Here is a 23,324-nt window from a genome sequence, read left to right on the forward strand (position 1 = left end):
ATCTTTAGGCCCTGCCCTCGCCGCTCATCCTTCGATCCTTCGACGGAGCCGCCCGGGTAAGCTCAGGATCAGGACAAACGGGATTCAACCGTTCGCCCTGAGCCTGTCGAAGGGTGAAGGGCCTGCGCGAAAAATCCAGCAGGGCTTTTCAAAGCAAATTGACCCAAACTCGTGGATAGGCCGCTCATCCTTCGACAGGCTCAGGACGAACGGTTATTGAAGCTCAGGACGAACGGAGTGGAAGGCGCCATACCGCGTTCAATTCAACCGCGCCTTGATCAGCGGCCGCAGCAGATAGTTCAGCACCGAGCGCTTGCCGCTGAGCACATCGACTTCCGCCACCATGCCGGGCTTGATCGGCAGCTTCTCCGCGCCCTTTTGCAGGTGGCTGCTCTCGGTGCGCACCAATATCTTGTAGAAGGCTTCCTTGCCGCGCGGCGTGTCTTCCTGGATGGTGTCGGGGCTGATCTGCTCCAGGCGCCCGGAGAGGTCGCCATACACCGTGTAGTCATAGGCAGTGATCTTCACGCGCGCCGGCATGCCGGGCACCAGGAAGGCCACGTCCTTTGGTTTGACCTTGGCCTCGACCAGCAGCTGCTCGTCGCTGGGAATGACCTCCATGATCGCCTCGCCGGGCTGGATCACGCCGCCGCGCGTGGTGATCAGGATGGCGTTGACGCTGCCCTTCACCGGCGAGACCAGGTCGGTGCGGCGCAGTTGGTCGGCCTTTTGCAAGGAGGTCTGCTGCAGCGCGTTGAGCTCGGCTTTCTTGGTCGACAGCTCGCTGTAGGCCTGCTGGAAATACTCGTTGCCCAGCTCCAGCAGCCGGCCCTCGAGCCCGGCCGCCTCGCGCCGCAGGCGCAGCAGTTCCATCTCGCTGACCGAGCGCGTGGCCACCAGTGGCTCGATCACGGCCAGCTGCTGGCGCGCCAGGCGCAGCTCGTTTTGCAGCGAGGCCTGCGCCGCCTTGAACTTCTCGCGCTTGGCCTTGAACAGCGCCTGCTCCGAGGCCATCGCGCGGCTGTCGGCGGGCAGGTCCGCGGGCACCGCGATGCGCTCGCGGTTGAGCGTTTCCGCCTCGAGCCGCGCCACCGTGGCGCTCAGCGCCTCGATGTGGCTCTGGCTTTCGAGGTAGGCGGAGCGAAAGCGCGTGTTGTCGATCTCCGCCAGCATCTGCCCGGCCTCGACCTCCTGGCCTTCCTTGACATGCAGCTGCTTGAGGATGCCGCCCTCCAGGCTCTGGATCTTTTGCACGCGGCTGAAAGGAATCACGCGGCCGTCGCCGCGCGTGACCTCGTCGAGCTCGGCCAGCGCCGCCCAGGCGATGAAAGCCGTGATGCACAGCACGCTGACCCAGAACACGCCGCGCGCCTTCGGATGCTCCATGGACAGCGCCGGGTCGCGCAGCGAGCGCAGCAAGGCGCCTTCTTCCTTCTTGCGCCGGCTCATGCCTGCACCTCCCTGGCCTGCACGCGGTTGCCCTGCACCGTCTGGTTCAACGGACCGTCCATGACCACGCGGCCCTGGCGCAGCACGACGGCGCGCTGCGTCAGGTCCAGCAGCTGGCGCTTGTGCGTGGACAGGATCAGGGTGCGCCCTTCCAGCCAGGTCTGCAGGTAGCGGATCACGCGCAGCTCGCTTTCCTGGTCGAAGGCCGCCGTGGGCTCGTCCAGCAGCACGATGCGCGGATCGAGCAGGAGCAGCCGTGCCAAGCCGATGGCCTGGCGCTGGCCGCCGGAGACGCTGGCGCTGCCGCTGAGCTGCATGTCCAGGCCCAGCGGATGCGCGCGCACGAACTCGCCCAGGCCCACGCCTTCGAGCGCCTCGAGCATCTCGTCATCGCTCAGATGCGCGCCCAGGGGCGAGAGGTTGTCGCGCAGCGTGCCGTAGAACAGCGCAGTGTCCTGCGGCAGATAGCCGATGGACTGGCGCAGCGCGGCGGGGTCGATCTGCGCCAGCGCCAGATCGTCCAGCGTGATCTGCCCGTCGCTCGGCGAGCTCAGCCCGGACAGCAGCCGCAGCAGCGTGGACTTGCCCGCGCCATTGCCGCCCAGCAGCGCCACGCGCTCGCCGGCGCGGATCTCCAGCTGCGGGATATCCAGCGCCACCGGTCCGTCCTTGCCGTAGGCCGCGCGCAGCTGCTCCAGCCGGTAATGGCCGCCCAGCGACGCCGGACGCGCAAAGCGCCGTTCGGCCGGCCGCTCCACGGGCGAGGCCATCAGCGCGTCGAGCCCTTCCATCGCCACCTTCACGTGCTGCCAGCGCGCCAGCATGCCCGCGACCAGCGACATCGGCGAGACCGCGCGCGAGGCCAGCATCGAGCAGGCGACCAGCGCGCCGGTGGTCATGTGCCCCTGGCTGATCTGGTAGACGCCGACGACCACCACGCCCACATAGCACAGCTGCTGCACCAGCCCCGCGCCAAAGCCGATCGTGGCGCTGAGGCTGCGCTGCTGCACGCTGGCGCTGGCCATCTCGGCGGTGAGCCGCTCCCATTGCTGCAGCAGGCGGCCCTCGCCCTGCGTGGTCTTGACGGTCTCCAGATGCTCGATGGCTTCGAGCAGCACGCCGTTCTTGATCGCGCCCTCGCGCAGATTCTGGCGCGACAGGCGCGCGAGCATGCCCTGCGTGAGCAGCCCCACGCCCAGGATCAGCAGCACCGCCACCAGCGGCACCCAGGCCACCGGCCCGCCGATCACCCAGACGATGCCGATGAACAGGAATACGAAAGGCAGGTCGCTGAGCGTCGCGGCCGTGGTCGAGGTGAAGAATTCGCGCACCGACTCGAACTCGCGCACCTGGTTGCTGAAGGCGCCCATCGACGCCGGCTTGGCCTGCAGGCGCAGCTGCAGCACCTGGTTGAAGAGCTGCGTGGACAGCTGCAGGTCCAGCCGCTTGCCCACCACCTCCAGCACATGCGCGCGCAGGCTGCGCAGCACGAACTCGAAGACGATCGCCAGCACCGCGCCGCTGGCCAGCAGCCACAGCGTCTCGAAGGCGCTGTTGGGCACCACCCGGTCATAGACCTGCAGCGCGAACAGCGAGGAGGCGATGGCCAGCAGGTTGGCCATCAGTGCCGCGAGCGCCACGCGCGCGTAGTCGCGCCAGCAGGCGCGCAGCGGGCCCCTGAGCCAGTGCGCGGGCGCATCCTGCGCAAAACCCTCGGCGCGCGCGTCGGGGCGGTACTGCGGGCGGGCGAACAGCGCCTGGCCGGCGTAGAGCGGCTGCAGCGCGTCCAGGGACAGCGTCTGCCGGCCGCCGCCGCTCTCGGGGTCGAGCAGCACGGCACTGCCCTGCTCGCTCTGCACCCACAGCAGCATGCGCCCGTCCTGCAGCTCGAGCAGCGCCGGCAGCAGCTGCGGCGTGATGTCGGCCAGGGCGATGCGCTGCACCCGTGCGTTCAGTCCGGTGCGGCGCAGCGCGCGCGGGGCGAGTTCCAGGGGCAGGCGGCCGCGCTCGAGGGCAAAGCCCTGGCCCAGCTCGGCCACGCTCACGCCATGGCCGAAGTGCGCGCACAGCAGCACCAGGGCCTCGCGCACCGGATCGCGCGGGGATGCACCCGCTGCGGCGGGCCGGGGGGCAAGGTTCAGAGTGGCGCTCATGGAAGCATCTTTTCAGCGATACGGTCTTCGAGCAGCGGCACCAGCAGGCCCAGCTGGGCCATGGCGCGCAGCGGCAGGCGCTGGCGCTCGCTTTGCAGCTGCAACCATTGGCGTTCGGCCTCGAAACGGTCGGACTCGACGGACAGCAGGTCGACCATGCTGCGCATGCCGACCAGGAACTGCTCGCGGTAGATGCCGCCGATCTCGTCCGCGCCCTCGATCTGCGCGCGCAACGCGGTGTCGCGCGCGGCCAGTGGCGCCTCGCCTTCGAGCAGGGTCTGCACCTTGCCGCGGATGTCGCGCTCCACCTGGTCGCGGTCCCACTGCGCGGCTTCGAGCGCCTGGCGCGCGGCATCGACGCGCCTGAAGTTCGACAGGCCCTGGAACGCGGCCATGCGCAGGCGCAGCATCAGGGTGGAGTCGCGCGTGAGCTGTCCGCCGATCTCGCGGCGCTGCACCGAACCTTCCAGGTTGAGCTGGGGCTTGAGCGCCGCATCGGCGGCCTGGATGTTCGCTTCCTCGATGCGGCTTTTTTCCACCGCCTGCAGGTACAGCGGCGCGCGGGTGATCAGGCCGGACAGATGGCGGCCCTGCCCCAGCATCTGGTCCAGCACCATGAGCGGCGGCTCCTCCAGGTCCTGCGCCTGGGAGCCGACCAGCAACGCGTATTGCTGCAGCGCCTCCTGCAGCTTGCCCTGCTCGAGCTGGCGCTGCTCCTCGGCGCGCGCCAGCGCCAGCGTCACGCGGCCGGCTTCGCTGCGGTCCACATAGCCGGTCGATACGCGGCGCTGGCTGAGTTCAAGCAGCGCCTGCAGGCGCTCCATGTAGCCATCCACCACCGCCGCGCGCCGACGCGCGAACAACGCGTCGAAGTAGCTTTCGCTGACCTGCAGCGCCGCATCCTCGCGCGCCACCAGCAGCTCGTGCGCCGCATGGCGCTCGGTGGCACGGGCGCTGTCGATCTGGCTTTCGACCGCGCCCCAGTCGTAGAGCATCTGCGTCACCAGCACGTCGTAGCCCAGGCGCATGCTGTTCGAGCCTGCCGTGCCTACCCCGGCCTGCACGTTGGGGTGGTAGCCCGCGCGCGCGATCTCCACCTCGGTGCCCGAGCGGCCCAGCCGCGCCATCGCCGAGCGCACCGCGGGATTGCGCTCCAGGCCCTGCTGCACGGCGTCGCGCAGCGCCAGCCCCCTGCCGGTGCGCGGCGGGGCCGGCGCAGCTGCATCCGCCACCACGGGTGCGACGGATCTGGAGCCGTCGGCGCTGGCCACGCTGGCCGCGGTGATCGGGCCCTTCGCCGTGGCAATGGACGCGGGCGCAAGGCCGCGCGTCACGCGCAGCATGCCCTCGGCCGGCCAGGCCGCCTGGCCCGTCCAGCAGCAGCCCACGAGCAGGCACAGGCCCAGCCGCCTGCCCCGGCGCATGCGGGCGCTCATGGCCGCGCCTGGGACAGGCAGCGGCCGCCGCCGCGCACAGGCACGGCGGCTGCCTCATCGGTGTCGGGAACAATCTGCTCCCGGTCGCAGACCTGGGGAGCAGCGGAAATGGCAGTCGAAGCAATGAAAAGACCCATGGATGCAACTCGTTCCTCAAAAATGGACTGCCTTGAAAACCTGTCTCACACGACGACGTTGGTGATCTCCTGTTCGACCAGCACGGTGGCGCCGTTCCAGGCGTAGGAGACGAAATTCACATCCCCCACCACCGTGGTGGCTCCGCGGGTGGCGCCCGACATCACCACGCTGTCTCGCGCATCGCCGACGATCTGCAGCGTGTGCGAGGGGCTGTCGGTGAGCTCGAGCACGGCCTGCGCGCTCAACGTCAGCACCGAGCCGGCATCCCCCGTGCCCAGATCGACGCGCTCGATGCTGCTGATGCGGGTGGGCGCGCTGGTCAGGCTCAGGTTGATGCCGCCATCGAGCAGCAGCGTGTCGAAGCCCGTGCCGCCGCTGATCGAGGCGTAGCTTGGGCTCAGCAGCTGGATCGTGTCCGAGCCCGCGCCGCCGATGAAGGTGTCGTTGCCGACCCCGCCGATCAGCAGGTCATCGCCGTTGCCGCCGTCGAGCGTGTCGTTGCCCGAGCCGCCGCGCAGCAGGTCGTCGCCATCGCCGCCGCGCAGTACGTCGTCGCCGCCGTGGCCGTAGAGCCGGTCCGCGCCCGCGGTGCCGGTCAGGGTTTCCGCGCCGTTGCTGCCTTCGATGATGTTGGACTGGGCGTTGAGGTTGTTGGCCAGGTTCGCATCGAGCAGCTGGCCCACCCCGGCACTCGAGGTCGCGCCCTGCGCATCGGTCGCGGTGATGCTCAGCGCATTGATCACGTCGGCGCTCAGCAGCGAGCCGTTGAGCACCGTTCCGGCCTGGTCCGTCAGATGCACCGAGGCCAGCAGTTCGTTGACCGCCTGGTTGCTGATGGCGCGCCCCGCGACCAGCGAAGTGATGACCAGCGTCGAGCTGGGCGCGATCAGGTTGAGCACGCCGGGATTGTTCTCGACGCGCAGCTGCAGCCCCAGTTCCGTGGCGATGTTCTGCGACGCCGTGAGCTGCATCGGCGTCAGGCTGAGCGTCAGCAGCGGCTGGTAGCGCACCGCGACCTGGCTCAGGTTGTTGTCGCGGTCGACCACCGTCAGGTCCTGGCTGCTGAGGTTGAGCAGGTTCAACGCATCCAGGCCGATCAGCCCCAGCAGTCCTGTGCCTGAAACCTGCACCTCGGGGGCGCGGTTGTTCGGGTTGAAGGTGGCCGGTGTCACGGCGCCGGTGTCGAAGGTGACCGCGCCCGAGGCGGTATCGCCGTCGCGGTCCACCAGGCCGAAGCCGACATCGGTGGTGCTGTCGAGCGCGCTGCTGTCCACACCCGCCGCATCCACCTGCAGCTTGCCCTGGCCCAGCAGGCGGGTGATGATGGCGCTGTCATTGCCGAAGCCCGTGACCAGATCGACGTTCTTCAGCAGGATCTGCTGGTCGGTGCGCGCGGCATTGCCCGCGTTGTAGCCCCCGACATAGCCGCCCTGGGTGCTGATGCTGATCAGGGTGTCGTTGCCGACCTTGGCGAAATGCAGGTAGTTGGCCAGGTTGCCCGAGGTGAAGCCGATGCGCCCCTCGCCGTTGAGCAGCGAGGCCAGGTCCAGCACGTCACCGCCCGCCCAGGCGCTGTTGACGTTGAAGTCGGTGATGGTATCGACCACCGGCGCACCCTGCGTTCCCTGGTCCCCCGCCTCCCAGCGGAACACGTCCGTGCCCTCGCCGCCGGTCAGCGTGTCGGCGCCGGAGCCGCCCACCAGGATGTCGTTGCCGGCAAACCCGTTGAGCGTGTCGTTGCCCGCGCCGCCGCGCAGCAGGTCGTTGCCCTGGTTGCCCAGCAGCGTGTCGTTGCCGGCATAGCCATAGAGGCGCCGGCTGGCGCTGGCGGCCAGGCCGTCCGCGCCGTCGAGCACATCCGCGCCCGCCGTGCCGACTTCCAGGCCCGGGGCCTGCCGGCCCAGCAGCGTCTGCAGCAGCTGCAGGTTCAGCAGGTTCGCGCTGCTGGCGGTGCCCGTCAGGCCGGCCATGTCCGTTACGCTCATGTTCAGCGTCGACAGCAGCTCCAGCGAGAGCGCGCCCAGCAGGTTGGTATCGAGATAGACCGACCCGAGCAGCTCGTTGAGCCGCAGATTGTCGATGGCCCCGCCCGCGACCGAGGTGATGCGCAGCTGGTGCACCAACAGCAGCGAGCTCACCTCCACACGCAGGCCGAGCTCCGCCGCCAGCGAGGCGGAGAACACGAAGGGATTGCGCAGCAGCGAGCCCACGCTGACCCCGCCGAACTGCAGCACGACCTCGCGGATGTTGTTGTTGGCATCGCTGGCGGTGAAGGTCTGCTGCGTGCTGACGTCGATCAGGCCCAGCGCATTCAGGCTGGCCAGCCCCAGCAGGCCGCCGCTCTGCGCCACGCCCGCCACCGGCGCGACATTGGGCTGCACGGCCGAGCGTATGCCCGTGGCAAGCATGCTGTACTGGCCGCTGGAGAGGTCGATGGTGAAGGTCTCGCCGCGCAGCGTGGTCACCGTGAGCGTCGACTGGTTGTCGTACGCATAGGCATACACCGAGCTCGAGGTGCCGGTCTGCGTGATGGTGCGCGCCGTCGGGTTGTAGCTGAACTGGAAGCCGTCCACATTCACGCTCTGCACATAGCCGCCATCGGCGCCAAAGGTCAGCGCGGCATTGCCCTGCACGCTGCCCGACCCCGTAAAGACCTGCGTGGTCGTTGGCGCGGCCACCGGCACGTCGTCGATCACGCCCACGGTGAGCTGCAGGTTGCTGGCGGCGCCGTTGGCGAGAACGCCGACATCGAAGTTGCGCAGGTTCTCGCCGTTGCCCGCCACATGGTCCAGCGGCCGGTAGAGCGACACTGCATAGCGGCCCGCATCCGCCCCGCTGGCAATGGACACCACGATCGCCACCGCCCCCGTGGCCGAGCCGATATGCCCGGTCAGCGTGGAGCTGCCGGCCCCGGTCCAGACGATCGCCTGGCCGCCCGAGGTCAGCGCCGCCGCGGGCGTTGCCAGCGTCAGCGCGGCATTGGCCGCCACGCCGGCAAACGTGCCGGTGACCACGGCCGGCACCGCCGCCGTCAGGTCGTCCTCGTCCACCTGGATCAGTGCACGGGTGTTGGCCACCGGCGCCGCCACCAGGCTGGCGGCATCGTTGCCGCTCACGTCCTGGATGGCGCTGGCGTCATTGCCGGCCGTGGGATCGGTGTAGCCCACCGTCACCACCGAACCGGCGGCCACGGCGCCGGCCAGCGTCAGCACCACCGTGCTGCCCGCCACCGCCAGGCTGCTCACCGCCACCGGCGCGCCGTTGACGTTCACCACGAAGCTGCCCACGCCCGGCGGCGTGCCCAGGGCTTCGTCATAGGTCAGGGTTAAGGTGGCGCCGGTGACGCTTGCGCCCTGCAATACCGGCGCCTGGGTGTCGAGCACCGGCACGCCGGTGCGCGTGGCGCTGTCGTTGCCGGCCAGATCCTGGATCGCATTGGCGTCGTTGCCCGCGGTGGGATCGGTATAGCCCAGCGTGACGGTGGAGCCATTGGCGATCGGCTGGGCCAGCGCCAGCACGACGCTGCTGCCGGAAACGCTCACCCCGGTGACCGCGACCGCCGTGCCGTTGGCATTCACCACGAAGCTGCCGGCTGCGGGCAGGCGCACCGCATCTAGCGCTTCGCTGTAGGTCAGCACCAGCGTGGCGCCGCCGGGGCCGGTCGCCGCCGAGACCAGCGTGGGCGGCGTGATATCGGCCACGAGGCCGGTGCTGCCGTCGAGCGCGTAGCCCGTGCCCTGGTTCAGCGAGATATCGGTGTAGCTGCCATTGGCCACGCTGATGCTGGGCGGCGTGGCCGTGCCGTCCTGCGTGAAGACCGCCGTCCAGGTGTTGGCATTGACCTGCGTGAAGGCCGACAGCGCGCCGCCGGCCAGCGCCACGTCGCTGGCGCTGAACCCGGACACCGCTTCGCTGAACTCGAAGGTCACGGTGGTGGCTTCGCCGCGCGCCAGCAGCAGGTCGGAGGCGGTGATGCGCAGCGTGGGCGGCGTCGTGTCCGTTGAAGGCACGGTGTTCACAACGGCCTGGGGCGCCAGGCTGGCCGCGTCGTTGCCGGCGAGGTCCTGGATCGCATTGGCATCGTTGCCGGCGCCCGGATCGTTGTAGGCCAGCGTCACGCTGTCGCCGAACACCACCGCGCCCGCCAGGCCCAGCACCAGGTTGTTGCCGGAGGCCGACACCCGGCTGACCCCCACCAGGCTGCCATTGATGCGCACCTCGAAGGCGCCGGCGGCCGGCAGGTTCGCGGGGTCCAGTGCCTCGCTGTAGGCCAGCGTGAGCTGGATGCCGGCGGCGTTGGTCGAGATCGACTGCAGCTGCGGCGGCGTGATGTCGGCCGTCAGGCCCGTGGCGGCGTCGAGCGTGTAGCCCGTGCCGGGATTCGAAGCCAGGTCGGTGTAGCTGCCCGCGGCCACGCTCAGGCTGGGCTGGGTCGCCGTGCCGTCCTGGGTGAAGGTCGCCGTCCAGGTGCTGGCATCGACCTGGGCAAAGCCCGAGAGCGTGCCGCCCTGCACTGCGACGTCGCCCTGCGCGAAGCCGCTGACGGCTTCGCTGAAGCGGAAGGTCACCGCCGTGGCCTCGCCGCTGGCCAATGCCAGGTCGGCAGCCGTGATCAGCAGCGTGGGCGGCGCGATGTCCGCGCTCAGGCCCTGCGCGCCATCGAGCGTGTAGCCGGTGCCCGGGTTCAGCGCGATGTCGGTATAGGCGCCACTGGCCACGGCGATGCTGGGCTGGGTGCTGCCGCCATCCTGCGTGAAGGTGGCGCTCCAGGTGGTGGCATCGAGCTGCATGAAGGAGCCGAGCACGCCGCCGGCAACGGCCACGTCGCCTTGCGTGAACCCGGTCACGGGCTCGCTGAAGACAAAGCGCACCGTGGTGGTCTCGCCACGCGCCAGTTGCAGGTCGTCGGCGCTGATCAGCAGGCTCGGCGCCTGCGTGTCGGGCACGAAATTGGTCACGCCGGTGGGCACCAGGCTCAGCGCATCGTTGCCCGCCGCGTCCTGGATGGCGTTGGCATCGTTGCCCGCCGTCGGGTCGGTGTAGGCCACGCTGACCGCGGCGCCGTGGGTGACGGCCGAAGCCAGCGTCAGCACCACCGTGCTGCCGGCCACGGTGGCGGAGGTCACCGCGACCGGCGCGCCGTTCACATTGACGGCGAAGTTGCCGGCGGCCGGCGGGCGCTGCACGTCCAGCGCCTCGTCGTAGCGCAGCACCAGCTGCGTGCCGTCGGTGCTGGTGGTGGCCGAGACGAAGGCCGGCGGCGTGGTGTCGGGCACGGTGTTGCTGACGACGGTGGCCGGCAGGCTGGCGGCGTCATTGCCCGCCGCATCCTGGACCGCCGCCACGTCATTGCCCGCGCTCGGATCGGCATAGGCCACCGTGACGGTGGCGCCGTTGGCTACCGGCGTGGCCAGCGTCAGCACCACGCTGCTGCCGGCAACGGCCGCGGCCGTCACCGTGACCGGTGTGCCGTTCACATTGACCACGAAACTGCCGGCCGCGGGGGCATTGAGCGCGTCGAGCGCCTCGCTGTAGTTCAGCACCAGCGTGCCGCCGTCGGCGCTGGTGGCCGCCGAGACAAAGGCCGGCGGCGTGGTGTCGGGCACGATGTTGCTCACGTTCGTGACCGGCAGGCTGGCCGCGTCGTTGCCGGCCGCATCCTGGATGGCGGCGGCATCGTTGCCCGCGCTGGGGTCGGCGTAGGCGACGGTCACGGCCGCGCCGTTGGGCACCGCCGTCTCCAGCACAAGCACCACCGCGTTGCCGGAAATGGCCGTGCCCGTCACCGCCACCGCCGCCCCGTTGACGTTGACCACGAAGCTGCCAGCCGCCGGAGGATTGGCGCCGTCCAGCGCTTCGTCGTAGCTCAGCACCAGCGTGCTGCCATCCCTGCTCGTCGCGGCCGAGACGAAGGCCGGCGGCGTGGTGTCGGGCACGATATTGCTCACGCCGGTGGCCGCGAAGCTGGCGGCATCGTTGCCCGCCGCATCCTGGACGGCGCCGGCATCGTTGCCAGCCGTGGGATCGGTGTAGGCGACGGTGACCGCGGCGCCGTTGGCCACCGGGGTGGCCAGGGTCAACTGCACGCTGCTGCCCACCACGGCGACCCCGGTCACCGCCACCGCCGCGCCATTGACATTGACGGCAAAGGCCGCCGCCGGCGGCGGATTGCCCGCATCCAGGGCTTCGTTGAAGGCCAGCACCAGTGCGGCGCCGTCGGCCGTGGTCACGGCAGAGACAAAGGCTGGCGCGGTGGTGTCCGGCACCGTGTTGTTGACGGCCACCGGCGCCAGGCTGGCCGCATCGTTTCCGGCGGCGTCCTGGACCGCCTCGAGGTCGTCGAGCGCAGTGGGATCGGCATAGCCGACGCTGACCACGGCGCCATTGGCGACCCGCGCGGCCAGCGCCAACACCACGCTGTTGCCCGCGACGGCCACGCCGGTCACCGCGACGATGGCACCGTTCACGTTGACGACGAAGCTGCCCGCCGGCGGCGGGTTGGCGCCATCCAGCGCCTCGCTGTAGCTCAGCACCAGGCTGGCGCCGTCCGTGCCGGTCACGGCCGAGACGAGCACCGGCGCGGTGGTGTCGGGCACCGTGTTGTCGACCGGGACCGGCGCGAAGCCGGCCGCATCGTTGCCGGCCAGGTCCTGGATGGCGCTGGCGTCATTGCCCGCCGTGGGATCGGTGTATCCGACGCTGACCACGGCGCCATGGGCCACGGGGGCCCCGAGGCCCAGCACCACGGTGTTTCCGGCGATGCCTACGCTGTTCACCGCCACAGCCGCACCATTGACGGTGACGGCAAAGCTGCCGGCCAGCGGCGGATTCGCCGCGTCGAGCGCCTCGTTGTAGCTGAGCACCAGGCTCGCGCCATCGGCGCTGGTGGCGGCGGAGACCAGCAGCGGAGCGCTGGTGTCGGGCACCATGTTGTTCACGCCGGTTTCGGGCAGGCTCGGCGCATCGTTGCCGGCCGGGTCCTGGATGGCGCTGGCGTCATTGCCGCTCGTCGGGTCGGTATACCCCACCGTGACCGCCGCGCCATGGGCCACCGGGCTGGCCAGCGCCAGCACCACGCTGCTGCCGGCCACGCTCACGCCGGTCACGGCGACGGGCGCGCCATTGACATTGACCACGAAAGCGCTGGCGGAGGGCAGATTGGCGGCATCCAGCGCCTCGCTGTAGATCAGCACCAGCGAGGCGCCGTCGGCGCTGGTGACGGCCGAGACGAATGTCGGGGCGGTACCGTCGGGCACCGTGTTGGTCACGCCGGTCTCCGCCAGGCTCGCAGCGTCGTTGCCGGCGGCATCCTGGATCGCGCTGGCGTCGTTGCCTGCGGTGGGGTCGGCGTAGGCCACCGTCACCGCGGCGCCATTCGTCACCGCGGTGGCCAGCGTCAGCACCACGCTGTCGCCCGACACCGCCACCGCGCTGACCGGCACGGCCACGCCGTTGGAATTGACCACAAAGCTGCCGGCAGCCGGCGGATTCGCTGGATCCAGCGCTTCGTCATAGCGCAGCACCAGCGTTGCGCCATCGGCGCTGGTCTGGGCCGAGACGAATGTGGGCGCCACGGTGTCGGGCACCAGATTCGCCACGCTGGTGGCGGTCAGGCTGGCGGCATCGTTGCCGGCATCGTCCTGGATCGCGCTGGCATCGTCACCCGCCGAGGGGTCCGCATAGGCGACGGTGACCACTGCGCCATGGGACACCGGGGTCGCCAGCGTCAGCACCACGTCGGTTCCGATCACGGCCACTGCCGTGACCGGCACCGCCGCGCCATTCACATTGACCACGAAACTTCCCGCCGCCGGGGGATTGGCCGCATCCAGCGTTTCGTCATAGCTCAGCACCAGCGTGGCACCGTCGGCGCTGGTGGTGGCCGAGACAAAGGTCGGGGTCAGGCCGTCGGGCACCAGGTTGTTCACGCCGGTTTCGGCCAGGCTGGCGGCGTCATTGCCCGCCGCGTCCTGGGTGGCATTGGCATCGTCGTCCGGCGTGGGATCGTCATAGGCCACCGTCACCGGCTGGCCGTTGGCCACCGCGGTGGCCAGCGTCAGGACCACCGTGCTGCCGATGACGGCCACGGCGGTCACGGCAACGGGGCTGCCCGCGACGTTGACGGTGAAGTCGCCCCCAGCGGGCGGATTGGCCGCATCGAGCGCACCGTCGTAGGTCAGAACCAGCGAGCCGCCGTCGGCGCTGGTGGCGGCCGAGACGAATGCCGGCGGCGTCACATCGGGCACGAGGTTGCTGACGCTGGTCGGCGGCAGGCTGGCCGCGTCATTGCCGGCAGTGTCCTGGATGGCATTGGCATCGTTGCCCGTGCTCGGATCGGTATAGGCCACGGTGACCGCGGCGCCATGGGCCACCGGGCTGGCCAGCGCCAGCACCACGCTGCTGCCGGCCACGCTCACGCCGGTCACCGCGACCGGCGTGCCATCGACGTTGACCACGAAAGCGCCAATGGCGGGCGGATTCGCCGCATCCAGCCCCTCGCTGTAGGTCAGCACCAGCGATGCGCCATCGGTGCTCGTCGCGGCCGAGACGAAAGATGGCGCCAGGCTGTCGGGCACGGTGTTCAGCACCGCGACGCCGTTCAGGGCCGCCGCGTCGTTGCCAGCCATGTCCTGGATGGCGCGGACGTCGTTGGCCGGCGAAGGATCGGCATAGCCCACGGTGACCGAGGCGCCATGGGGTACCGGCGCCGCCAGCGTCAGCAGCACCGCGTTGCCGACCACCGCCACGGCGCTCACGGCCACGGCGGAGCCATTGACGTTGACCGTGAAACTCGCCGCCTCGGGGGCGTTCAGCGCATCCAGCGCCTCGTTGTAGCTCAGCTGCAGCGTGCTGCCGTCGGCGCTGGTCTGGGCCGAGACAAGGGTCGGCGCCGTGGTGTCCGGCACCCGGTTGCTCACGCCGGTGGCCGGCAGGCTGGCCGCATCGTTGCCGGCCGCGTCCTGGATGGCATTGCCATCGTTGCCTGGCGTCGGGTCGGCATAGGCCACGGTCACCGGCGCACCATTTGGCACGGAGCTGGCCAGCGTCAATACCACGCTGCTGCCCGCAATGGCCGCGGCCGTCACCGTGACCGGCACGCCGTTGACGTTCACCGCAAAGCTGCCCGGCGCGGGCGCATCGAGCGCATCCAGCGCCTCGCTGTAGGTCAGCACCAGCGTCGCGCCATCGGCACTGGTCGCGGCGGAGACGAACACCGGGGCGGTGGTGTCGGGCACCAGGTTCTGCACGCCCGTGACGGGCAGGCTGGCGGCATCGTTGCCGGCCGCGTCCTGGATGGCGCCGATGTCGTTGTCCACGCTGGGATCGTTGTAGGCAACGCTGACCGCCGCCCCATTGGCCACCGCCGTTGCCAGGGTCAGCACCACGCTGCTGCCCGCCACGGCAACGCCCGTCACGGCCACCGCCGCGCCATTGACGTTGACCACGAACGCGCCTGCTGTGGGCGGGTTGCCCGCATCCAGCGCTTCGCTGTAGCGCAGCTGCAGCGTGCTGCCATCGGCGCTGGTCTGGGCCGATAGGAACACCGGCGCGCTGGTGTCGGGCACCAGGTTGTTCACGCTGGTCTGCGCCAGGCTGGCCGCGTCGTTGCCGGCCGCATCCTGGATCGCGCTGCCGTCATTGCCCGTCGACGGGTCGGCATAGGCCACCGTCACCGCGGCGCCGCTGGGGACCGGGCCGGCCAAGGCCAGCAGCAGGACGTTGCCCGCCACGCTCACGCCGCTGACCGCCACCGCCGTGCCGTTCACGGTCACGGCAAAGCTGCCGGGCGCGGGAAGGTTGATGTCGTCGAGCGCTTCGCTGTAGCTCAGCTGCAGCGTGCCGCCGTCGGGGCTGGTCACGGCCGAGACAAACACCGGCGCGGTGGTGTCCGGCACCGCGTTGACCACGGCCACGTCCACCAGGCTGGCCGCGTCGTTGCCGGCCGCGTCCTGGATCGCATTGCCGTCGTCGTCCGCGGTGGGATCGGTGTAGCTCACGCTCACGGCGGCGCCATGGGCGACCGGGCTGCCCAGGGTCAGCACGACGGTGCTGCCGTCGACGGTGACCGCGGTCACCGGCAGCGCAGCGCCGCCCGCGCTCACGGCAAAGCTCGCCGCCGCGGGCGGGTTGGCCGCATCGAGCGCGCCGTCATAGGTCAGCACCAGGCTGGCGCCATCGGCGCTGGTCACGGCCGAGACGAAAACCGGCGCCGTGGTGTCGGGCACCATGTTGCTCACGGCGGTCTCCGCCAAGCTGGCCGCATCGTTGCCTGCCGCATCCTGGATGGCGCTGGCATCGTTGCTGACCGTTGGGTCGGCATAGGCCACGGTGACCGCGGCGCCGTTCGCGACCGGCTCCACAAGGCGCAGCACCACCGTGCCGTCGCTCACGCTGACCATGCTCACCGCCACCGGCGAGCCATTGACACGCACCACGAAACTGCTTGCAGCGGGCGGATTGGCCGCGTCCAGCGGCTCGCTGTAGTTCAACGCCAACGTGAGGCCATCGGCGCTGGTGGCTGCCGACACGAACACCGGAGGGGTGCTGTCGGGCACCGTGTTGTCGACGCCGGTCGGCGCCAGGCTGGCGGCGTCATTGCCCGCCATGTCCTGGATCGCGCCAGCGTCGTTGCCGGACGTCGGATCGGCGTAGGCCACCGTGACCACCGCGCCGTTGGCCACCGGCGCCGCCAGGATCAGCTGCACGCTGCTGCCCGACACGCTGACCGCCGTCACCGCCACCGCGGCGCCGTCGACGGTGACCGCGAAGGCATCGGCGGCCGGCGGGTTGGCGGCGTCCAGCGCCTCGCTGTAGTTCAGCTGCAGCGTCGTGCCGTCGGCGCTGGTCCGGGCGGAAACGAAATTCGGTGCCACGGTATCGGGCACCAGATTGTCGACGCTGATGGCCACCAGGCTGACCGCATCGTTGCCGGCCGCATCCTGGATGGCGCTGGTGTCGTTGCCCGCCGTGGGATCGGCGTATGCCACCGTGACCGTTGCGCCGTTGGCAATCGGCGACTGCAGCGTCAGCACCACGCGGTTGCCGGCAATGGCCACTCCGGTCACTGCCACCAGCGCGCCGTCGGCATTGACGGCGAAGCTGCCCAGCGCCGGCGGAAAGGCGGCATCGAGCGCTTCGTCGTAGGTCAGCACAACGCTGGCGCCATCCGCACTCGTGGCGGCCGAGACGAAGGTCGGCGTGATGCCGTCGGGCACGAGGTTGTTCACGCCGGTTTCCGCGAGGCTGGACGCATCGTTGCCGTCCGGGTCCTGCACCGCGCCCGGGTCGCCGGCGCCGGGAGCGTTGTAGGCCACGGTCACGCGGGCGCCACTGGGCACGGGAGTTTCCAGCGCCAGCAGGACCCTGTTGCCTGACACGAAAAGGCTGCGAAAGCCCACCGCCGCGCCGTTGACCCGGACCACGAAATGGGAGGCGTCCGGGGGATTGACCGCATCCAGCGCCTTGTCATAGGTCAGCGTCAGCTCGCTGCCGTCGGCGTTGGTGGCGGCCGAGACGAACACCGGCGGCTCGAGGTCGGGAACGAGGTTGCTGACGTTCGTCGTCGGCAGGCTGGCCGCGTCGTTGCCGGCCGCATCCTGGATCGCGGCCGCGTCATTGCCTGGCGTGAGGTCGGTATAGGACACGGTCACCGCCGCGCCGTGCGCCACCGGAGTCTGCAGCGCCAGCACCACGGTGCTGCCGACGGTCGACACGCCCGCCACGGCCACCGCCGCGCCGTTGACGGTGACGACGAAGGCGCTTGCCGGGGGCGGGCTGGCGGGGTCCAGCGTTTCGCTGTAGCCAAGCACCAGCGTGCTGCCGTCGGTACTGGTGGCGGCCGAGACGAAGGCCGGCGCGGTGGTGTCGGGCACCAGGTTGGTGACGCCGGTCTGCGCCAGGCTGGCCGCATCGTTGCCGGCGGCGTCCTGGACCGCGTCGGGATCGTTGCCCGGCGTGGCATCGGCATAGGCCACGGTGACCGTGGCGCCGTGGGCGACGGCGGCGGCGAGCGTCAGCACCACGCTGCGGCCATCGACCGACACGGCAGCGACAGGCACGGCCACCCCATCGACGGTGACGGAGAAGCGGACGGCTTCGGGCAGATTGGACGCATCCAGCGCTTCGCTGTAGGTCAGCACCAGCGCGGCGCCGTCTTCGCTGGTCACGGCGGACACGAAGACCGGCGCGCCGCTGTCGGGCACCCGGTTGTCGACGCCGGTCTCGGGCAGGCTGGCGGCATCGTTGCCCGCCGCATCCTGGATGGCATTGCCGTCGTTGCCCGCGGACGGGTCGGCATAGGCCACCGTGACCGCCGCGCCATGGGCCACCGGCGCCTGCAGCGTCAGCACCACGGCGCTGCCGGCCACGGCCACGCCGGTCACCACGGCCGCCGTGCCGTTGACGTTGACGGCAAAGCTGCCGGCGGCCGGCGGGTTGGACGCATCGAGCAGATCGTCGTATTCGAGCACCAGCGTGCGGCCGTCGGTGCTGGTCGCGGCCGAGACGAACACCGGGGGCGAGACGTCGGCGACGATGTTGCTCGCATTGGTGGCCGGCAGGCTGGCCGCATCGTTGCCCGCAGCGTCCTGGATGGCATTGCCGTCGTTGCCGGGTGTGGGATCGCCATACGCCACGGTTACCGCCGCGCCGTTCACGACCGGCGCCTGCAGCGTCAGCACCACGTCGCTGCCGTCGACGGCAACGCCGGTCACCGCCACCTGGACGCCATCGACGGTGACGACGAATGCGCTGGCCGGCGGCGGATTGGCCGCATCCAGCGCTTCGCTGTAGCGCAGCTGCAGCGTGCTGCCGTCGGCACTGGTCACGGCCGAGACGAAGGCCGGGGCGCTGCCGTCGGGCACGGTGTTGTCCACGCCGGTGGGCGCCAGGCTGGCGGCGTCGTTGCCGGCCGCGTCCTGGATGGCGTTGCCGTCGTTGCCCGCGGTCGGGTCGGCATAGGCCACGGTGACCGCGGCGCCGTTGGCGACCGGTGTGGCCAGCGTCAGCACCACCGTGCTGCCCGCTATGGCCACGCCCGTCACCGCCACCAAGGCGCCGCCGATGCTGACCGCAAAGCTGGCCGCGGCCGGCGGATTGGCGGCGTCCAGCGCCTCGTCGTAGGTCAGCACCAGGGTCGCGCCATCGGCGCTGGTCCGGGCCGAAACGAAGGCCGGCGCCGTGGTATCGGGCACCTGGTTGCTGACGCTGGCCGGCAGCAGGCTGGCCGCATCGTTGCCGGCCGCATCCTGGACGGCGCTGGCGTCGTTGCCGGCGGTGGGATCGGCGTAGGCCACCGTGACCACGGCGCCATTGACCACCGCAGCCGCCAGCGTCAGCACCACCGTGCTGCCGACTACCGCCACGCCCGTCACCGCCACCGCGGCGCCGCCGACGCTGACCGCGAAGCTGGCCGGGGCCGGCGGATTGGCGGCATCCAGCGCCTCGTCGTAGGTCAGCACCAGGGTCGCGCCATCGGCGCTGGTGGCGGCCGACACAAAGGTCGGCCTGGTGCCATCGGGCACGAGATTGTTGACCGCGGTCTCGCCCAGGCTGGCGGCATCGTTGCCGGCGGCGTCCTGGATGGCATTGGCATCGTCGCCGGGCGCGGGGTCGTCGTACGCCACGGTCACCACGGCACCTGCCGTGACCGGGCTGGCCAGGGTCAGCACCACCGTGCTGCCGGAGACCGCCACGCCCGCGACGGCCACGGGCGCGCCGTTGACATTGACGGCAAAGCTGCCCGCAGCCGGGGGATTGGCGGCATCCAGAACGTCGTCGTAGGTCAGCACCAGCGTCGCGCCATCGGCGCTCGTCTGGGCCGCGACGAAGGCCGGCGCGGTGCCGTCGGGCACCAGGTTGCTGACGTTGGTGGGCGGCAGGCTGGCGGCGTCGTTGCCGGCCGCGTCCTGGATGGCACTCGCGTCGTTGCCCGTGCTGGGATCGGCGTATGCCACCGTCACCGACACGCCATGGGGCACCGGCGCTGCCAGCGTCAGCACCACGCTGCTGCCGGCGACGGCCACACCGGACACCACCACGGCCGCGCCGCCGACGCGGACCAGGAACCCGCCCGCAGCGGGCGGGTTGGCGGCATCCAGCGCTTCGTCGTAGGTCAACACCAGCGTCGCGCCATCGGCACTGGTCGCCGCCGACACGAAGGCCGGCGCGAGGGTGTCGGGCACCGTGTTGTTCACGCCGGTGGCAGCCAGGCTGGCGGCGTCGTTGCCGGCCGCATCCTGGATGGCGTTCGCATCGTCGCCAGCCGTGGGATCGGCATAGGCCACGGTCACCGCCGCGCCGCTGGGCACCGCGGCGGCCAGCGTCAGCACCACGCTGGCGCCGTCGATAGTCACCGCCGTCACTGCCACCGGCGCGCCGCCGACGGTGACGGCGAAGCTGCCGGCCGTCGGCGCGCTGGCCGCATCCAGCGGCTCGCTGTAGGTCAGCACCAGCGCCGCGCCGCTGGCGCTGGTCGCGGCCGACACGAAGGCCGGCGCCGCGGTGTCGGGCACCAGGTTGTCGACGCTGGTCGGCGGCAGGCTGGGCGCGTCGTTGCCGGCGCCGTCCTGGATCGCGGCCGCGTCGTTGCCCGCGCTGGGATCGGCATAGGCCACCGTGACAGCGGCGCCATTCGGCACGGGCGTGGCCAGCGTCAGCACCACGGCGCTGCCTTCGACCACCACCGAGGCCACCGTGGCCGCAGCGCCGTTCACATTGACCGTGAAGCTCCCGGCGGCGGGCGGATTGCCCGCGTCCAGCGCGCCGTCGTAGCGCAGCACCACGCTGGCGCCATCGGCGCTGGTGGCGGCGGAGACGAAGGCCGGCGGCGTGGTGTCGGGCACCAGGTTGCTGACATTGGTGGGCGGGAGGCTGGCGGCGTCGTTGCCGGCCGCGTCCTGGATGGCATTGGCGTCGTTGCCGGCCGTGGGATCGGCATAGGCCACGGTCACTGCCGCGCCGCTGGGCACGGCGGTGGCCAGCGTCAGCACCACGCTGGCGCCGCTGACGGCCACGCCCGTGACCGCCACGGCAGCGCCGTCGACCGTGACCGCAAACCCTGCGGCCGGCGGCGGATTGGCGCCATCCAGCGCCTCGCCATAGCTCAGCACCACCGCCCCGCCATCGCTGCTGGTGGCGGCCGAGACGAACACCGGGGGCGTGCTGTCGGGCACGGTATTGGTTACGCCCGTGGGCGCCAGGCTGGCGGCGTCGTTGCCCGCGAGATCCTGCAGCGCGGCGCCATCGTTGCCCGCGGTCGGATCACCATAGGCCACCGTCACGGCCGCGCCCTGGGGCACTGGCGCAGCCAGCGCCAGCACCACGGCATTGCCGGAGATGCTCAGGCCCGTGATCGCGACGGGTGCGCCGTCGACGTTGACCACGAAGCTGTCGGCGGCCGGCGGATTGGCGGCGTCCAGCGCCTCGTCATAGGTCAGCACCAGCGTGGCGCCCTGCGCGCCGGTCACCGCGGAAACGAACGCCGGCGGCGTGGTGTCGGGCACGAGGTTGGCGACGCTGACGGCGGCCAGGCTGGCGGCATCGTTGCCGGCCGCATCCTGGATCGCGGCTGCATCGTTGCCCGGTGTGGGATCGGCATAGGCCACCGTCACCACGGCGCCGTGCGCCACCGGTGACGCCAGGGTCAGCACCACCGTGCTGCCGGCGATGCCCACGCCGGTCACGGCCACCGCCACGCCATCGACGTTGACCACGAAGCTGCCGGGCGCGGGCGGATTGGCCGCGTCCAGCGCCTCGTCATAGCCCAGCACCAGCGTGGCGCCATCGGCGCTGGTGGCAGCGGAGACAAAGGTCGGCGTGGCGCCATCGGGCACCAGATTGTTGACGCTGGTGACGGGCAGGCTGGCGGCGTCGTTGCCCGCCGCATCCTGCAGCGCATTGCCGTCATTGCCCGGCGTGGGGTCGCCATAGGCCACCGTGACGGCCGCGCCATGGGGTACCGGGGAGCCCAGGCTCAGGCGCACCGTGCTGCCCGAAACCAGCACCCCGGTCACGGCCACCGGGCTGCCGTCCACCTGGACCACGAAACTCGCGGCGCCGGGCGGATTGCCCGCGTCGAGCGCCTCGTCATAGCTCAGCACCAGCGCGCTGCCGTCGCTGCTGGTCGCGGCCGAGACGAAGGCCGGCGGCGTGCCGTCAGGCACGAGATTGCTGGCGTTGGTCAGCGGCAGGCTGGCGGCGTCGTTGCCGGCGAGGTCCTGGATCGCCGCGGCATCGTCGCCCGCGCCGAGATCGGTGTAGGCCACGGCCACGGCCACGCCATGCGGCACGGCGCTGGCCAGCGTCAGCACCACGCTGCTGCCGAGCACCGCCACTGCGGTCACCGCCACCGGCGTGCCATTGACGTTGACGAGGAAGCCGTCCGCAGCCGGCGGACGGGCCGGATCGAGCGCTTCGTCATAGGTCAGCACCAGCGTGGCTCCGTCCGTGCTGGTCGCGGCGGCGACGAACACCGGCGCGGTGCTGTCGGGCACGGCGTTGGTCACGCCCGTCGGCGCCAGGCTCGCGGCGTCGTTGCCGGCCGCGTCCTGGAGCGCGCTGGCATCGTTGCCGGCCGTGGGGTCCGCATAGGCCACGGTCACCGCCGCGCCATGGCCCACCGGCGTGGCCAGCGTCAGCACCACGTTGCTGCCGACGATGGAGACGGCGGACACCACCACCGGCACGCCGTCCACGGCCACCACGAAGCTGCCCGCGGCCGGCGGGTTGGCCGCATCCAGCGCTTCGCTGTAGGTCAACACCAGCGAGGCGCCATCGGCACTGGTCACGGCCGACACGAACACCGGCGCGCTGCCGTCGGGCACCAGATTGACGACCTCCACGGGCGCCAGCGCCGCCGCGTCGTTGCCCTGCGCGTCCTGGATCGCGCTGGCGTCGTTGCCCGGGGTGGGATCGGCATAGGCCACCGTCACGGCCGCGCCCGCCGGCACGGGCGTCGCCGGCGTCAGAACGACCGTGTTGCCGGCCACTGCGGCGCCAGCCACGGCCACCGCCACGCCGTTCACGTTGAGCACGAAGCTGCCGGGCAACGGCGGGTTGGCAGCATCGAGCGGCTGGTTGTAGACCAGCACCACCGTGGCGCCATCGGTACTGGTCTGCGCCGACAGGAACAGCGGCGGCGTGGCGGCGGGCACGTCATTGGCCACGCCGGTCTGCGGCAGGCTCGCGGCATCGGTGCCCGCGCCGTCCTGGATGGCGCTGGCGTCATTGCCTGGCGTTGGATCGCTGTAGCCGATGCTGACCGTGGCGCCCGCGGGCACCGGCGTGGCCAGCGTGAGGTCCACCCGCCCCCCGACCACGCTGACCGCGGTCACGGGCACCGCGGCGCCGTTGACCAGCACCGCAAAGCTTTCCGCCGGCGGAGGATTCGCGGCATCGAGCGCGGTGTCGTAGGACAGGCTCAGCACGCGGCCATCGGCGCCCAGCGTGGCGCCGACAAAGGAGGGTGCGCGTGGCGCGGGCGCAGGTGTTCCCGGGTCCATGCCGCCACCGCCACCGCTGTTCGCCGCAGCGCCGAGCACGGCCACCCCGCCCAGCACGGCCGCGGCCGCGGCGCCGATCGACGCCAGACTGGAGCCCGACTCGGGAGCGATCACGCACGCCACGGAAGATGTCAGCGATTCGAAGGGCGCAGCCTCGGCCTGCGGCAGGAAACGCGCGATGATCTCGCCATCGGCGCCGATGCTTTCCAGCAGGACGAGAACGGCCTCTCCATCGGCACCGCGCAGAAACAATTCGCTGGGGGCTTCCGGCAGGAAAAAGCCGGCAATGGTGACCGCGTCGCCGCAGAAAGAAAATACCAGGTCGTTGCCAACGCGGCTGAAATTCCCAATATCGGCGGTACTGACATTCAGGAATACCCGACTGGGTTCTGTCAGGGTTAACCCGGTAGAAACTTCTATGCTGGGAGCAGAAACCACGGATTGATCGATGGGCGCTGTTTTAGCAAGGAAATTCATACCGTCTCCCGAATTGAACGATTCGAAGCCATTACCTCAATGCCGCCAAGCTTATTTGATTTGCACGTTTCCGCTCTATTGAAAGTATTTGTAAGAAAACATCTCAAACCGTCAATGGTGCAATAATTTTTTTCATTACCAATGGAATATTGGATCCGTCCTCTTGCTAC

General features: G+C 70.6%; 5 protein-coding genes. All 5 read right to left on the reverse strand.

Annotated features, from left to right (window positions below; translation table 11 throughout):
• Positions 1-258: 258 nt before the first annotated feature.
• The 5 genes from M9799_RS00565 to M9799_RS00585 are packed head-to-tail and all read right to left on the reverse strand — an operon-like array spanning position 259 to position 22,929.
• Positions 259-1,449 carry a beta-barrel domain-containing protein gene (locus M9799_RS00565; protein WP_231042485.1) on the reverse strand — a complete coding sequence of 397 codons (1,191 nt, stop codon included), beginning with the start codon at positions 1,447-1,449 and terminating at the stop codon, positions 259-261.
• A complete protein-coding gene (locus M9799_RS00570; protein WP_231042486.1) occupies positions 1,446-3,602 on the reverse strand; it encodes a type I secretion system permease/ATPase in 2,157 nt (718 codons plus the stop codon). Before M9799_RS00570 ends, M9799_RS00565 begins: the two co-directional genes overlap by 4 nt.
• The gene (locus M9799_RS00575; protein WP_231042487.1) at positions 3,599-5,038 is read right to left on the reverse strand and encodes a TolC family protein; all 1,440 of its coding nucleotides are present in this window, start codon (positions 5,036-5,038) and stop codon (positions 3,599-3,601) included. Before M9799_RS00575 ends, M9799_RS00570 begins: the two co-directional genes overlap by 4 nt.
• A complete protein-coding gene (locus M9799_RS00580) occupies positions 5,035-5,175 on the reverse strand; it encodes a hypothetical protein (RefSeq protein WP_263725559.1) in 141 nt (46 codons plus the stop codon). Before M9799_RS00580 ends, M9799_RS00575 begins: the two co-directional genes overlap by 4 nt.
• A 45-nt stretch (positions 5,176-5,220) precedes the next feature.
• Positions 5,221-22,929, reverse strand: a complete 17,709-nt coding sequence (locus tag M9799_RS00585; RefSeq protein ID WP_231042488.1) for a SwmB domain-containing protein — start codon at positions 22,927-22,929, stop codon at positions 5,221-5,223.
• Between the last annotated feature and the right edge of the window lie 395 nt (positions 22,930-23,324).

Origin of the sequence: Comamonas endophytica, assembly GCF_023634805.2 — a bacterium.
Classification (GTDB): domain Bacteria; phylum Pseudomonadota; class Gammaproteobacteria; order Burkholderiales; family Burkholderiaceae_C; genus Comamonas; species Comamonas endophytica.